Origin of the sequence: Bacillus cereus group sp. BceL220, assembly GCF_051776965.1 — a bacterium.
In the GTDB taxonomy this organism is placed as follows: Bacteria; Bacillota; Bacilli; order Bacillales; family Bacillaceae_G; genus Bacillus_A; species Bacillus_A cereus.
In genome coordinates this window covers 776,348-790,927 of the sequence record NZ_JBPWBC010000001.1, presented here as the reverse complement: position 1 = coordinate 790,927, position 14,580 = coordinate 776,348, and the positions used below count along the sequence as shown (strand labels likewise).

Genomic DNA, 14,580 nt, shown 5'->3' with positions numbered 1-14,580 from the left:
GAAATTATATATGCAGGAGGGAAAATCTATGGCTCGTAAAGTATTAGTAATGGGTGAAGTTCGTGATGGATCGCTACGTAACGTTTCGTTTGAAGCGGTAGCAGCAGCAAAAACAATTGCAGAAGGCGGTGAAGTAGTAGGTCTTCTAATTGGAGACAGCGTTGCCTCTTTTGCAAATGAATTGATTCATTACGGTGCAGATCGCGTTGTGACAGTTGAAAATGATAAATTAAAATCATATACATCTGATGGTTATGCACAAGCGTTTTTAGCTGTACATGCTGAAGAAAATCCAGAAGGTATTGTCTTTGGACATACGGCACTTGGTAAAGATTTATCACCAAAATTAGCAGCGAAGCTTGAAGCTGGTTTAGTTTCTGACGTAACTGCTTTAGAGGTTGAAGGTGGAAATGTTATCTTCACTCGTCCAATTTACTCTGGTAAAGCATTCGAGAAGAAGATTGTAACAGACGGCATCTTATTTGCGACAGTGCGTCCAAATAACATTGCAACTCTGGAAAAAGATGAGTCTCGCAGCGGTGACGTATCTTCTATTACAGTTGATGTGAAAGATTTACGTACAATTATTCAAGATGTTGTCCGTAAAACAGCAGAAGGTGTGGATCTTTCTGAAGCGAAAGTTATTATCGCTGGCGGACGCGGTGTGAAGAGTGAAGAAGGATTTAAACCATTAAAAGAGTTAGCTGACGTACTAGGCGGCGCTGTTGGGGCATCTCGTGGTGCTTGTGACGCTGAATACTGTGAGTACTCATTACAAATTGGTCAAACTGGTAAAGTTGTTACGCCAGACTTATACATTGCATGTGGTATTTCTGGTGCGATTCAGCATTTAGCAGGTATGTCTAACTCAAAAATAATCGTTGCGATTAATAAAGATCCAGAAGCAAGTATCTTCAAAGTAGCTGACTACGGTATTGTTGGTGACTTGTTCGAAGTTGTACCTCTTTTAACAGAAGAGTTTAAAAAGTTAAAAGTACATTCATGATTTAAGTACCCTTGAGTTCCAAGTGAAGTACCCCTATATATAGAAAAAGGTGAGAGATCCCCTGTCTCTCATCTTTTTAGTATTTAATCCATATTTTTATATAGTATAAAGGAACATTTTTTTGTTACAATACATAACGATACATATTATTCGCCACGTATATAAGTTAATGATATACTCTTGGTAGAATATACTTGAAGGAGGAAATAAAATGGCAATTGTAAACGCAAATGACCAAAGCTTCGCAGCTGAAACTAGCGAAGGTGTTGTATTATTAGATTTCTGGGCACCTTGGTGTGGACCTTGTAAAATGATCGCTCCTGTATTAGAGGAGATCGATGCAGAACTAGGCGAAAAAGTAAAAGTAGTAAAAGTAGATGTTGATGAGAACCAAGAAACTGCTCGTCAATTCGAAGTAATGAGCATTCCAGCTCTTTTCGTATTAAAAGACGGTAAAGTAGTTGATCAAACGTTAGGTTACAAACCGAAAGAAGCGTTAGTAGAATTAGTTTCTAAACATTTCTAAAATAAAAAAGCTACCAGTTGGTAGCTTTTTTTATTTTCTTTTTTACAGTCTTTCCGTTACAATAAAAGAACGTATGTTGGGTGTTTGAGCATAGTATGTTTTCAAGGGAAAATAAAAATGCTAAGTATGTAGAAATGGAGGGAGACGAGTGCACGAACATTTGAAAGAGAAGTTGGCTATTTTACCAGATCAACCTGGTTGTTATTTGATGAAAGATAAGCAAGGAACGGTTATATATGTTGGAAAGGCAAAAGTGCTTAAAAATCGTGTGCGCTCGTACTTTACTGGTTCACATGATGGGAAAACACTGCGGCTTGTAGGAGAAATTGTTGATTTTGAATATATTGTAACCTCTTCGAATTTAGAAGCACTTATTTTAGAGTTAAATCTAATTAAAAAATATGATCCGAAATATAATATTCAATTAAAAGATGATAAAACATATCCTTTTATTAAAATTACGGCGGAGAAGCAACCGCGCTTACTCATTACTCGAAATGTAAAAAAGGATAAAGGAAAGTATTTTGGTCCTTATCCAAATGCACAATCTGCTCATGAAACGAAAAAACTGCTAGATCGTATGTATCCACTTCGGAAATGTACGAATATGCCAGATAAAGTTTGTTTGTATTATCATATGGGTCAATGCTTAGCGCCGTGTGTGAAAGAAGTGACGGAAGAACAAAATAAAGAAATTGTAGATGCAATTATTAAGTTTTTAAATGGTGGACATAAAGAAGTTCGTTCAGAATTAGAAGTAAAAATGTATGAGGCCTCAGAGAAACTAGAGTTTGAACGTGCAAAAGAGTTGCGTGATCAAATTGCTCATATTGATGCGATTATGGAAAAACAAAAGATGATTATGAGTGACTTAGTGGATCGTGATGTGTTTGGATATGCAGTGGATAAAGGATGGATGTGTGTTCAAGTTTTCTTCGTTCGAAAAGGAAAGCTAATTGAACGTGATGTTTCTATGTTTCCAATTTACGATGAACCAGAAGAGGGTTTTTTAACATTTATCGGCCAATTTTATGAAAACAGTAGTCATTTTAAGCCGAAGGAAATCGTCGTTCCAGGAAGTATAGACTCGGAATTAGTAGAGCGCTTTTTAGAAGTAGAAGCGACACAGCCGAAACGTGGTAAGAAAAAAGACCTTGTAGAATTAGCAAATAAAAACGCGAAAATTGCTCTTGAAGAGAAGTTTTACTTAATTGAACGTGATGAAGAACGAACGATTAAAGCAGTAGATCATTTAGGGAAGCAGCTTGGGATTGAAACGCCGTATCGTATTGAAGCGTTTGATAACTCAAATATTCAAGGAACAAATCCTGTTTCTGCAATGATTGCTTTTATCGATGGGAAACCGGCGAAGAAAGAGTATCGAAAATATAAAATTAAAACGGTTCAAGGACCAGACGATTATGAGTCTATGAGAGAAGTTGTGAGGCGCCGGTATACAAGGGCCCTTAAAGAAAATTTACCTTTACCTGATTTGATTATTATTGATGGAGGAAAAGGCCATCTAGCGGCTGCAAGTGATATTCTAGAGAATGAGCTCGGATTATATATTCCGATGGCAGGTCTTGTGAAAGATGATAAACATAAAACCTCCCATTTAATTATTGGGGACCCACCGGAACCTGTGATGCTTGAGAGAAATAGCCAAGAATTTTATTTATTGCAGCGTATTCAAGATGAGGTGCATCGATTTGCGATTACATTCCATCGTCAATTACATGGGAAATCTGTCATTCAATCAGCATTGGATGACATTCCAGGAATAGGTGATAAACGGAAAAAGGTATTGTTAAAACATTTTGGTTCATTAAAGAAGATGAAAGAAGCTTCTATAGAGGAATTTGTCGAAGCGGGTATGCCGAAAAATGTCGCGGAGACGATTTATACGTATTTAACAGATAAGAAGACGTTGTAGTTTACAACGTCTTCTGTTTTTTGGTATAATTTCTGAAGATTTAAAATAAATGCATCTGAATGAAAATACAAAAAAGTCAACTAAACTGATATGTCTAGTTGACTGTAGGTAATGCTTACACTTCAATGAGATCTTTTATATCCCATTTTACAAGAAATGTAATAGAGTCAGAACGTTTTTTCTTTTCTTCGTATGACTCTGCAACGACGTTCCGTTGCTTTTGAATTTGTTCAGCGATGAATCCAGCTTCTAGTTGATAAGAAGAATGTCGTTTTTGTTTTTGACGTTCTTCAATGAGTGTGCCTTTAAGTTGGAACTGCATTTCACGACGCTTATGTTCAATAATGCTTAAAGTGCCCCAGCCAGCTTTTTCAAAGAACTGAATGACTTCTTCAATTGTTTCTAGCGGATATTTTCTTGCAAGGTTTCTACCAGACCAGTATAAAATACCATCTAAATCGTTGCCGATTAAATCAGGTAGTAATTCTTCACGTAGCAATTCATAAGCGAAGGCGTTCAATGAAACATCTTCTAAAGATGTTATATCGATTGTATTTTTACTCACAATATTCCCCTCTTTCTATAGGGATTATTATATAACATTTTTCATTTATAAAAACAGATTTTTCTTTAGGGAAATCTGAATATCTAAGAAGAAAAAAAGAATTGGCAAATTATATGCAAATTATGTATACGTTTTCTTGACGCTTCGACAAAAATAGGGGTAAAATGAACTTGTTATCAAATTATGCTGAAATATTTCGAATAATTTTTTCAGTTTTTCTTATGCCAATAGTGAAAAAACATTATTGTTATAAATTAATCTGAAAACAGCAGTCAAACATTCAAGGGGGTAATGGGGACATGAAAGGCCGCGAGTATACGTTTCGTAAGTGGCACTCATTAATGGGGGTCATCCCGGTTGGTGTCTTTTTGACGCAACATCTAATTGTAAACAACTTTGCAACAAGAGGAGCAGAGGCTTTTAACAAAGCTGCAGGCTTTATGGAGCTCCTTCCATTCCGGTATGCGCTAGAAATTTTCATCATCTTTTTACCGATACTGTACCATGCTATATATGGCTTATATATTGCATTTACAGCTAAGAACAATGCGGTTTCTTACGGTTATTTCCGTAACTGGATGTTCGTTTTCCAAAGAATTTCAGGTATCGTTACGCTGATTTTCATTTCTTGGCACGTCTGGGAAACTCGTATTCAAGCAATGTTAGGTAAAGAGGTAAACTATGATATGATGGCAGATATTTTAAACAATCCAGCTATGTTTGCATTCTACTTAGTTGGTGTTGTTTCAACAATTTTCCACTTTGCAAATGGACTATGGACATTCTGCATCAGCTGGGGAATTACAGTATCTCCACGTTCACAAAGAATCTCTACTTATGTAACATTAGCTATTTTCTTAGGTCTATCTTATGTAGGTGTGAGTGCATTATTAGCGTTCATCGATCCACAGCTAGCAAATCAGTAAGGAGTGGGAGAGCATGAAAGGGAAACTTATAGTAGTCGGCGGTGGCTTGGCTGGCTTAATGGCAACGATTAAAGCGGCAGAAGCAGGAGTAAATGTTGAACTGTTTTCTTTAGTACCAGTAAAACGTTCACATTCTGTATGTGCTCAGGGCGGAATTAACGGTGCCGTAAATACGAAAGGTGAAGGGGATTCTCCATGGATCCACTTTGACGATACAATTTATGGTGGGGACTTCTTAGCGAACCAACCACCAGTTAAAGCAATGTGTGAAGCAGCACCTGGTATCATTCATTTAATGGACCGTATGGGTGTTATGTTCAACCGTACGGAAGAAGGACTTCTTGATTTCCGTCGATTTGGTGGAACGCAACATCACCGTACAGCATTTGCTGGTGCAACAACTGGACAGCAATTACTTTACGCATTAGATGAGCAAGTACGTCGTCACGAAGTAGCAGGACTTGTAACGAAATATGAAGGCTGGGATTTCTTACGAGCTGTTGTTGATGATGAAGGTGTGTGCCGAGGAATCGTTGCACAAGACTTACAAACTATGGAGATTAAAAGTTTCGGAGCTGATGCCGTGATTATGGCAACAGGGGGCCCTGGTATCATTTTCGGAAAATCAACAAACTCCATTATTAATACAGGTACAGCAGCTTCTGCTGTATATCAACAAGGTGCATATTATGCAAATGGTGAGTTCATTCAAATTCACCCAACGGCAATTCCTGGAGACGATAAATTACGTCTTATGAGTGAATCTGCACGTGGTGAAGGTGGACGTGTTTGGACATATAAAGATGGTAAACCATGGTACTTCTTAGAAGAAAAATATCCGGCTTACGGAAACCTTGTACCTCGTGATATCGCAACGCGTGAAATCTTTGATGTTTGCGTAGAGCAAAAACTAGGTATTAACGGTGAAAACATGGTGTACTTAGATCTTTCTCATAAAGATCCGAAAGAACTAGATATTAAACTTGGTGGAATTATTGAAATCTATGAGAAATTTACAGGGGATGATCCTCGTAAACTACCAATGAAAATCTTCCCAGCTGTTCACTATTCAATGGGTGGACTATGGGTTGACTATAAGCAAATGACTAGTATTCCAGGTTTATTTGCAGCAGGTGAGTGTGATTATTCTATGCACGGTGGTAACCGCCTTGGTGCAAACTCACTATTATCAGCAATTTACGGTGGTATGGTAGCAGGACCAAACGCAATTGAATATATGAAAGGTCTTTCTAAATCATCAGATGCTGTTTCATCTACTGTATATGAGCAAAATGAATTAATCGAAACAGAGAAATTTAACAATATTTTAACGATGGATGGTAATGAAAATGCATATGTTCTTCATAAAGAGCTTGGAGAATGGATGACAGATAACGTTACAGTAGTTCGTGAAAATAAAAAGTTATTAGAAACAGATGCGAAAATTGAAGAGTTAATGGATCGTTACAAACGTATTAACATTAACGATACAGCGAGATGGAGTAACCAAGGTGCTTCATTTACACGTCAACTTGCAAATATGTTTGAGTTAGCACGTGTTATTACAATTGGCGCATATAACCGTAATGAGAGCCGCGGGGCGCATTACAAACCTGAATTCCCAAATCGTGATGATGCAAACTTCTTAAAAACTACTATGGCAAAATTTGAAGGAGAAGGAAATGCACCAGCATTCCATTACGAAGACGTTGATGTTTCATTAATTAAACCACGTAAACGTGATTATTCTTCAAAACATGATGTAGCTGCTAAGGGTGAAGAGAAGGGGGATAAACAACATGTCTGAGAAAACAATCCGCCTCATCATTACGAGACAAGATGGACCAGATGCACAAGAGTTTGACCAAGAGTTTGAAATTCCATATCGTCCTAATATGAATATTATTTCGGCGCTTATGGAAATTCGTCGTAATCCTGTTGATTCAAAAGGAAACCAAACAACTCCGATCGCATGGGATATGAACTGCTTAGAGGAAGTATGCGGTGCATGTTCGATGGTTATTAACGGAAAGCCACGTCAATCATGTACGGCTCTTATTGACCAATTAGAACAGCCAATTCGCTTAAAGCCGATGAAGACATTCCCAGTTGTACGTGATTTACAAGTTGACCGCAGTCGCATGTTTAATGCTCTAAAACGCGTTAAAGCTTGGATTCCAATTGATGGTACGTATGACTTAGGTCCAGGACCAAGAATGCCTGAGAAAAAGCGTCAATGGGCTTATGAGCTTTCAAAATGTATGACATGTGGTGTTTGCTTAGAATCATGTCCAAACGTAAACAGTAAGTCTGACTTTATTGGACCAGCGCCGTTATCACAAGCTCGTTTATTCAACTCACATCCAACGGGTGAAATGCATAAAGCAGATCGCTTACGTGCAATTATGGGAGATGGAGGACTAGCAAACTGTGGTAACTCTCAAAACTGTGTGCAGTCATGTCCGAAGGGTATTCCTTTAACAACTTCAATTGCGGCATTAAACCGTGATACAACAATTCAATCGTTCAAAGATTTCTTTGGTAGCGATAATAACTATTAATAAATATTGCCTCTTCATCTTGAAGGGGCAATATTTATAACTTCATTTTTCAGTTTATTCTGTTTTTTTTGGCAGGAAGGGGAGATAGCGTTGAAGAGAATTTCTTATATTGAAGACTTCGAGAAATGGGAAAGTGGTTTTTCATTTTACAATCCTGTAAAGGTTCGTTTTGGTGAAGTAGATATGTTTGGACATGTAAATAATGTCGTTGCTTTTACTTATTTTGAAGAAGCTCGTATCGCGTTGTTTAAAGAACTTGGATTTATGCAAGAGTGGACACATGCATCATCAGAAACGATGATCGTTGTTGCGGATTTACAATGTAATTTTATTAAGCAAATATATTTTGATGAACAGTTGAAGGTGTATGTAAAGGCAGGATCGGTTGGGAACTCTTCTTTAGATCTACATTATATGGTGAAGAATGCAGAAGGAGAGGTTTGTTTAGTAGGTCGTGGAATGATGGTTCAAGCGTCGAAAAAAACAGGAAGAGGCGAACCATGGCCTGAAGAATGGAAGAAGAAATTACTACAATGATAGAGTGAAAGAAAAATAAGAGAGCAATTTGCTCTCTTATTTTTTGTCTTCCATCGCTTCTTCTAATGTTAAGTGATGTTTATATAGGTATGTAGCGTATGGATTACCAACGTAGCGTAAGTGCCATGGTTCATATGCATATTCTGTTGTATCTGTTTTATCTTCTAAGTAACGAATGACAAAGCCGAATTCATGAGCGTGTTCCGCGACCCATTTTCCTTCTGCTGTCTCCCCGAAAATAGGCTCTAATTGAAATTTAGCTGTTTTTGAACTAATATCCATTGCTAAACCCGTTTGGTGTTCACTCGTACCAGGAATTGCGCTTACTGAATTAGCCTCAGCTTTTCCTTGACGCCTAACGTATGTATCATGCAACGATTTTTGGCGTTTGTATGAACGATAACCAGATACAGCTGTAAGATCAAGCCCTTCTTTTTTCGCAGCTTTGAACATGTTTTCAAGTGCCTCTGCAGCATCTTTGCGTAGCAATGTTTTTTCTTTATCTTTTGGACTAGCAAATGGTACGTTTGGTCTCGTTAAGTCTTCAGGAATGTATCCATCTGGTAGTTTTCGATGTTTATTAATTAAGACAAGATTAGATTTTGGATTTGTTACAACTGAAAAGTTATTGTCTATTTTCTTTGCATTATGATCAGCTTTTGGAAAAGCAGGAATCTCTTCTTTTGGGTGGTTAGTATGTTTTTGACTTTCGACAGCTTTCGCTTCATTATGTAGTGGTGATTTAGAACCAAAGTAAGTGAAAGATGTGATACCGATTACAATAGTAGTGGCAGAAATAATTATTATCTTTTTCATAATGCCTTGTAATCACAGTCCCTTCTTAATAAAATGTGTAGCGTTTTTTTATTATAAGTCTAGTTTGTTGGAAAAGGAATATAAGAGTCATAACGTAATAGAAATGCAAAGAAAATGTCAGAAAATGTGTGAATTTGTAGTATTTTTTTATATAATTCATTTCTTATCTTTCATGAATTGCATTTTTTATGTAATATATATACATAAGAAGATGTAGCGATTATCGAGAATAAAGAACTTCTTGTATAGACTAGGAGTGAATGGGAATGGATTTTGCAACAATTATTGGACTTGTTTTAGGATTTTTAGCAGTGGTAGTAGGGATGGTCGTCAAGGGCGCTGACGTAACAGCCTTATTAAATCCTGCCGCAGCATTAATTATTTTTATCGGTACATTTGCTGCAGTATGTATTGCATTTCCGATGAATCAACTAAAAAGGGTTCCAAAACTATTTAAAGTTCTTTTTGGTTCAAATAAAAAGGATTTAAGTTATGAACAGTTGCTAGAATTATTTGTTCATTGGACATCTGAAAGTAGAAAATACGGTATTTTGTCTTTAGAGCAACAATTAGACAAAATTCAAGATGAATTTCTTTTGCGCGGTATGAAATTTGTGATTGATGGCGTATCCGCAGAAGATTTAGAGCAGATTTTGGAATCTGAATTAGAGGCAATTGAAGAAAGACATGCAAAGGGAGCTGCTATTTTTTCACAAGCTGGTACGTATGCACCGACATTAGGAGTTTTAGGTGCTGTTATCGGTCTTGTAGCTGCGCTTGGTAACTTAACTGATATTGAAAAGTTAGGTCATGCTATTTCGGGTGCGTTTATTGCAACGATTTTTGGTATTTTTTCAGGTTATGTATTATGGCATCCATTTGCAAATAAGTTAAAGCAAAAATCTTCAGCTGAAATTGAGAAAAAACGTTTAATCATTGATTGTTTATTAATGTTACAAGAAGGTACATATCCGTTTATTATGAAGAACCGCATTTTAGGTGCACTTTCTGCAACTGAGCGTAAAAAGCTAGAAAAAGGAGCAGAAAAAAATGCGGAGTAAGAAAAATAGAAGAGGCAAAAAGAAAAAACATGATGAGCATATCGATGAAACGTGGTTAATTCCATATTCTGATATGTTAACGTTGTTATTTGCATTGTTTATCGTTTTATTCGCAATGAGTAGTATAGATGCTGCGAAGTTTAAACAGATGGCAGTTGCTTTTCGAAGTGAATTAGCTGGGGGAACAGGTAACAAAGAATTTTTAAGTGATCAAAAGCCAAATGAGGAAAAAGAATTATCAGCAAGTAGCCTTGAGGCAGAACAAGCAAAAAAACAAGAAGAAGCTAGAGCTAAAGAAAAAAAAGAGATGGATGAATTGAAAGCATTACAAAAAAAGATTGATCAATATATTAATGAAAAACAATTATCCTCTTCTTTTCAAACTAAATTAACTGAAAAGGGATTAATGGTGACAATATTAGAAAATATACTGTTTGATTCGGGGAAAGCAGATGTGAAATTAGAATCTTTAGGGATTGCGAAAGAGATGTCTAGCTTACTTGTTTCAGCGTCACCTCGTGAAATTACAGTATCGGGTCATACGGATAATGTCCCTATTGCGAATGCGCAGTTTGCGTCGAATTGGGAATTAAGTACGCAGCGGGCAGTTAATTTTATGCAAGTATTACTGCAAAATAAAGAATTACAACCAGAAAAATTTAGTGCGATTGGATACGGAGAATACCGTTCAATTGCTCCAAACGATACACAAGAAGGAAAGGCAAAGAATAGACGTGTGGAAGTGTTTATCTTGCCTTTAACAGAGAAAGTAAAATAAAGAGGATGGCGAATGCCATCCTCTTTATTTTACTTCAAATGATTTTAAGTTGTTGCGACGGATTTTATCTTTTTCTGCATCTGATTTTTTGAAATCATAATCATATAAAGCGCCTTCCCAATCGCCATACATTGGATTCGGGAAAATAATGAATTTCTCACCAAATTGTGCTTTTGAATCTTCTACTGTTTGGTTACGATCTTTTACAGATTTTCCATCAAAACCTGTGAAATCAGATAAGTTATCACCGAAGAATAAGACAATATCATGGGTTTGAGAAACGAGTTCACGGCGTTTTTCTTTTCCTTTTTCTTTCGGATCTTGTAGTAATATATGTTCTTTCGTTGCTTGAGGAGCACCTACACGCTCAAGATTTTTAATTGTTGCATCTAGTTGGTTCGTTTTACGATTTGAGATGTAGTAAATATCTACACCTTTAGACTCTGTATATTTTAAGAAATCAATTGCGCCTGGAAGGGCTTCAGCCTCAGCTTTATTAATCCAATCATCCCATTTGTAAGGATAGCCTTTGCCTGTTTTTACGCTCATTGCTTGATGAGGACTGTTATCTAAAACAGTTTCGTCTAAATCAAGTACGATAGCAGGTTTTTTCTCTGTCCCTTTTGCAAGAACTGCATCAAGCTTTAATTGACCGATATTGTACCCTTGGTAGTAAAGTGCTTTCGTTTCGCCAGCTGTTTGATACCATAAATCAGCCATTAATTGCTGTTCTGTTAATTTTACTTTCTCTTCTTTCGCCACTGTTTTCTCTGGTGTTCCTGAACATGCTACAAGTGATGTAGATAGAACCGCTACAGATAATAGAGTGGTAATGCCCCTCTTCATCTTCATATGTACCCTCCTTGATGTTAGAAAATCATTTTATATTATATATTAAAATATAATATTTTTATATGAACATTTGCATATTGTCTTTTGTATATATAGTAGTATGTCCTATATTAGAAAGATGAGCAAAATAATAATAGTTATTTTGACAAGTTTTATTGTCGTAATGACAATTATAATTGACAAAAAGAGTTTTGTTATTTACAATTTTAACTAAATAGAACAAATGATGGATTAATGACGGTGTTTACATATAAGAGGATGAAGTGTAGTGCTATATTTTTTCTTGAATAAACATAGTCTTTGAAAGAGAGTACGAATGATACTAAAGGGGAGGCTTTATACTTTGAGTTTACAAATTCAAAACTTAACGAAACAATTTGGGGAATCAAAAGCAGTTAACGGTTTGCAAATTTCGTTACCAAAAGGTGAAGTACTAGGATTACTTGGACGAAATGGTGCAGGGAAAACAACAACAATCAAAATGCTTCTCGGATTATTAACGCCTAATGAAGGTACGATTACGTGGGATGGAAAAGCATTTGGGGATAGTGGCGTAACAATTGGGTATTTACCAGAAGAAAGAGGTTTATATACAAAAAGTAGAGTAATAGATCAGTTGCGATATTTTGGTAGATTAGAAGGAATGTCGAAGAAAGAAGTAGATCAAGCTATTGATCATTGGTTAGAGCGTTTAGCGATACCAGAATATAAATTTAAAACGGCTGGAGAGCTTTCAAAAGGGAATCAGCAAAAAATCCAATTAATTGCTGCTCTTCTTCATAATCCGGAACTTCTCATTTTAGATGAACCATTCAGCGGCCTTGATCCAGTTAACGCCGGGATGTTAGCTAGTATTATTGAAGAACAAGTACAGAGCGGAAAGACGATTATTTTATCAAGTCATCGTATGGAACAAGTAGAGGCTTTTTGCCAACATGTATGTATTTTGAAAAAAGGTGAAGCAGTCGTAAAAGGACAGCTAAGTGATATTAAGAAAGAATACGGTTTCCGTAATTTAACGATTGAAGATACAGTAGAGAATGAAAAGGGATTAGAAGCTATACATGTATCGTATGAAAAACAACAAGGCCTTCTTTATGTGAAAGTACAAGACGATGCGGAAGCTCTCAAGATTTTGCAACAGTTGCAAGAGCAAGGTGTTAGCTTACGACAATTCAAAATGTTAGAGCCGACGTTAAATGAAATCTTTGTAGAGAGGGCGAAATAACGATGCGTAAATTTTCTCACGTATTTTCATTTTATTTTAGGGAAGCATTTTTATCTAAAAAATCATTAATTACGAGTGCCATTTTATTTTTAGTTGTGTTTGGGATTTTTGCATTTAATCATTTTACTTCAGGCGATGATAAAAATAAGGATAAAGATAAAATTGCAGTTGTAGTAGAGAGTTCCACATATAAAGTACAAAAAGATGAGCTAAATAAGTTATTGCCATCAGCAAAAATAACACTTGGTTCAAAGGATGATTTTGATAAACTGCATAAGCAAGTAGAAGAAGGCGATTTAGATGGTCTATTCCATGTGACGGAAAAGGGTGGGGCTCCATCGATTACATATATGTATAATGGATTTCCAAGCCAAGCAACTTCTGCAATTATGGCAGGATATTTAAAGCAACAATATACGATGGTGACAATTGCCCAAAATAATGTTTCACCAGAAATTGCACAGCAATTACAAACAGAAATTCAAGTAAAGCAAGAAGCGATAAAAGATCGTACATCTTCTTTCGGAATTGCCTATTTCTTTACATTTGCTTTATATATGTTTATTGTAGCGTTCGGAAATACAATCGCAATGAATATTGCATCTGAGAAGGCGTCACGTGTAATGGAAGTAATGCTTCCGAAAGTGAAACCTCTTACGATGATGTATGCGAAAATTTTAGCGGTTGTTTCAACGGCTTTATTGCAACTTGTCATATTGGCGTGTGGTTATCTTATTCCATATTTGTTAGGTTGGGTCGATTTAGAAAGTGCCTCACTATTGGGTATTCCAATTGACTTTACGAAATTAGATGCAAAGGTTGTAAGCATGTTTCTTGTTTATTTCATTACGGGATATTTACTTTATGCAATGATGTATGCTGCTGCTGGAGCTGTCGTGTCTAAGACGGAGGATTTACAAGCTGTATCTTTCCCGATAATGATTTTAATTATGGCTGCATTCTTCATTAGTATTAAATCATTAAGTGATCCGAATAGTACTATCGTTGTTGTAAGTTCTTACGTTCCATTTTTTACACCGATGGTTACCTTCTCACGTATTGTAGCTGGTGAAGCAGGTATGCTAGAAATTACGATAACATTAGCAGTCTTATTGGCGACAATTGCGATATTAAATGCTGTTACAAGCCGCATTTACGTAAATGGCGTAATGAATTACTCAGATAAAGTGAAATTTAAAGATTTAGCGAAATTTATAAAGCGTCAATAATGAGAGAAAAGCATGATTTCCTATTGAAATCATGCTTTTTCTTTATGTATAAATTAAAAATAGTATATAATAATAAGAGTCGTCTTTTAATAGAATGAATAAAAAGGAGGGTGTGCAGATGGGGATTAGTAGTCGTTTTACAGTAGGTGTTCATATGCTGACATTACTTGCGATAGATCGAAACTCTCGCTGTACCTCTGAATGGATTGCCGGTAGTGTGAATACAAATCCAGTTGTGATTCGTCGCATTACAGGAATGTTGAAGAGAGCAGGACTTGTTGATGTACAAGCTGGTAAAGGTGGTACGACACTTGCTCGAGATTTAGAAGAAATTACATTACTTGATGTATATAAAGCAGTGGAAGTTGTAGAAGAAGGACAGCTATTTTCCTTCCATGAAAATCCCAACATTGAATGTCCAGTAGGAGCTAATATTCAATCAGTATTAGAAATTATTTTAATGCAAGCGCAAGAAGCGATGGAAAACGTGCTTGCAAATGTAACGGTAGATCAATTAGTTACAAATTTAAAGTCTAAAATGAAAGAATAAAAAAGCGAGCTT

The 14,580-nt window shown here is 36.2% G+C and carries 15 protein-coding genes; 12 read left to right on the top strand and 3 right to left on the bottom strand.

Features of this window, described 5'->3' with window-relative positions; translation table 11 throughout:
- The first annotated feature begins 28 nt into the window (after nt 1-28).
- The 3 genes from etfA (at nt 29) to uvrC (ending at nt 3,465) form a co-directional block, all read left to right on the top strand.
- On the top strand, nt 29-1,006 hold the full coding sequence (gene etfA, locus ACS2FK_RS04190; protein WP_000101946.1) for an electron transfer flavoprotein subunit alpha: 978 nt from the start codon (nt 29-31) through the stop codon (nt 1,004-1,006).
- 211 nt (nt 1,007-1,217) lie between these two features.
- Complete coding sequence (gene trxA, locus ACS2FK_RS04185; RefSeq protein ID WP_001018944.1) at nt 1,218-1,532, top strand: thioredoxin; 315 nt, start codon at nt 1,218-1,220, stop codon at nt 1,530-1,532.
- A 148-nt stretch (nt 1,533-1,680) separates the two neighbouring features.
- Entirely contained in the window at nt 1,681-3,465 is a 1,785-nt protein-coding gene (gene uvrC, locus ACS2FK_RS04180) for an excinuclease ABC subunit C (RefSeq protein WP_000544292.1), read from the top strand.
- 115 nt (nt 3,466-3,580) lie between these two features.
- Here uvrC and ACS2FK_RS04175 read toward each other — a convergent pair whose 3' ends face one another.
- Nucleotides 3,581-4,030: a YslB family protein gene (locus ACS2FK_RS04175; protein WP_063548714.1), complete on the bottom strand. Its 450-nt coding sequence runs from the start codon at nt 4,028-4,030 to the stop codon at nt 3,581-3,583.
- 299 nt (nt 4,031-4,329) lie between these two features.
- Here ACS2FK_RS04175 and sdhC point away from each other — a divergent pair, with 299 nt between their 5' ends.
- The 4 genes from sdhC (at nt 4,330) to ACS2FK_RS04155 (ending at nt 8,054) form a co-directional block, all read left to right on the top strand.
- Nucleotides 4,330-4,956, top strand: coding sequence for a succinate dehydrogenase cytochrome B558 (gene sdhC, locus ACS2FK_RS04170; protein WP_000678354.1), 627 nt, complete (start codon nt 4,330-4,332; stop codon nt 4,954-4,956).
- Between the two features lie 13 nt (nt 4,957-4,969).
- A complete protein-coding gene (gene sdhA / locus ACS2FK_RS04165; protein ID WP_000676743.1) occupies nt 4,970-6,763 on the top strand; it encodes a succinate dehydrogenase flavoprotein subunit in 1,794 nt (597 codons plus the stop codon).
- A complete protein-coding gene (sdhB, locus tag ACS2FK_RS04160) occupies nt 6,756-7,517 on the top strand; it encodes a succinate dehydrogenase iron-sulfur subunit (RefSeq protein ID WP_001291830.1) in 762 nt (253 codons plus the stop codon). The genes sdhA and sdhB overlap by 8 nt, the downstream gene beginning before the upstream one ends.
- Before the next feature lie 90 nt (nt 7,518-7,607).
- A complete protein-coding gene (locus ACS2FK_RS04155) occupies nt 7,608-8,054 on the top strand; it encodes an acyl-CoA thioesterase (RefSeq protein WP_000822727.1) in 447 nt (148 codons plus the stop codon).
- 36 nt (nt 8,055-8,090) lie between these two features.
- On the opposite strand, the gene ACS2FK_RS04150 is transcribed toward ACS2FK_RS04155, so the two are convergent.
- Nucleotides 8,091-8,870 (bottom strand): M15 family metallopeptidase, encoded by a 780-nt coding sequence (locus ACS2FK_RS04150; protein ID WP_000720211.1) that lies wholly within the window; start codon nt 8,868-8,870, stop codon nt 8,091-8,093.
- A 266-nt stretch (nt 8,871-9,136) separates the two neighbouring features.
- On the opposite strand from ACS2FK_RS04150, the gene motA reads away from it, so the two are divergent.
- Complete coding sequence (gene motA / locus ACS2FK_RS04145; RefSeq protein ID WP_000344862.1) at nt 9,137-9,931, top strand: flagellar motor stator protein MotA; 795 nt, start codon at nt 9,137-9,139, stop codon at nt 9,929-9,931.
- Nucleotides 9,921-10,709, top strand: a complete 789-nt coding sequence (motB, locus tag ACS2FK_RS04140) for a flagellar motor protein MotB (RefSeq protein ID WP_001256741.1) — start codon at nt 9,921-9,923, stop codon at nt 10,707-10,709. Before motA ends, motB begins: the two co-directional genes overlap by 11 nt.
- Nucleotides 10,710-10,733: 24 nt before the next feature.
- On the opposite strand, the gene ACS2FK_RS04135 is transcribed toward motB, so the two are convergent.
- Nucleotides 10,734-11,561 carry a 5'-nucleotidase, lipoprotein e(P4) family gene (locus ACS2FK_RS04135; RefSeq protein WP_000782772.1) on the bottom strand — a complete coding sequence of 276 codons (828 nt, stop codon included), beginning with the start codon at nt 11,559-11,561 and terminating at the stop codon, nt 10,734-10,736.
- 343 nt (nt 11,562-11,904) lie between these two features.
- Here ACS2FK_RS04135 and ACS2FK_RS04130 point away from each other — a divergent pair, with 343 nt between their 5' ends.
- The 3 genes from ACS2FK_RS04130 (at nt 11,905) to ACS2FK_RS04120 (ending at nt 14,568) form a co-directional block, all read left to right on the top strand.
- Nucleotides 11,905-12,789, top strand: a complete 885-nt coding sequence (locus ACS2FK_RS04130) for an ABC transporter ATP-binding protein (RefSeq protein ID WP_000058130.1) — start codon at nt 11,905-11,907, stop codon at nt 12,787-12,789.
- A gap of 2 nt (nt 12,790-12,791) precedes the next feature.
- Nucleotides 12,792-14,018, top strand: coding sequence for an ABC transporter permease (locus tag ACS2FK_RS04125; RefSeq protein ID WP_001224989.1), 1,227 nt, complete (start codon nt 12,792-12,794; stop codon nt 14,016-14,018).
- 118 nt (nt 14,019-14,136) lie between these two features.
- Nucleotides 14,137-14,568, top strand: coding sequence for an Rrf2 family transcriptional regulator (locus ACS2FK_RS04120; RefSeq protein ID WP_000512998.1), 432 nt, complete (start codon nt 14,137-14,139; stop codon nt 14,566-14,568).
- Nucleotides 14,569-14,580 lie beyond the last annotated feature (12 nt).

What these genes read in the sequence shown, in the direction of transcription:
- etfA (WP_000101946.1), top strand. Translation starts at nt 29, where the DNA reads ATGGCTCGTAAAGTATTAGTAATGGGTGAAGTTCGTGATGGATCGCTA.
- trxA (WP_001018944.1), top strand. Translation starts at nt 1,218, where the DNA reads ATGGCAATTGTAAACGCAAATGACCAAAGCTTCGCAGCTGAAACTAGC.
- sdhC (WP_000678354.1), top strand. Translation starts at nt 4,330, where the DNA reads ATGAAAGGCCGCGAGTATACGTTTCGTAAGTGGCACTCATTAATGGGG.
- sdhA (WP_000676743.1), top strand. Translation starts at nt 4,970, where the DNA reads ATGAAAGGGAAACTTATAGTAGTCGGCGGTGGCTTGGCTGGCTTAATG.
- sdhB (WP_001291830.1), top strand. Translation starts at nt 6,756, where the DNA reads ATGTCTGAGAAAACAATCCGCCTCATCATTACGAGACAAGATGGACCA.
- ACS2FK_RS04150 (WP_000720211.1), bottom strand. Translation starts at nt 8,870, where the DNA reads ATGAAAAAGATAATAATTATTTCTGCCACTACTATTGTAATCGGTATC.
- motA (WP_000344862.1), top strand. Translation starts at nt 9,137, where the DNA reads ATGGATTTTGCAACAATTATTGGACTTGTTTTAGGATTTTTAGCAGTG.
- motB (WP_001256741.1), top strand. Translation starts at nt 9,921, where the DNA reads ATGCGGAGTAAGAAAAATAGAAGAGGCAAAAAGAAAAAACATGATGAG.
- ACS2FK_RS04135 (WP_000782772.1), bottom strand. Translation starts at nt 11,561, where the DNA reads ATGAAGATGAAGAGGGGCATTACCACTCTATTATCTGTAGCGGTTCTA.
- ACS2FK_RS04125 (WP_001224989.1), top strand. Translation starts at nt 12,792, where the DNA reads ATGCGTAAATTTTCTCACGTATTTTCATTTTATTTTAGGGAAGCATTT.
- ACS2FK_RS04120 (WP_000512998.1), top strand. Translation starts at nt 14,137, where the DNA reads ATGGGGATTAGTAGTCGTTTTACAGTAGGTGTTCATATGCTGACATTA.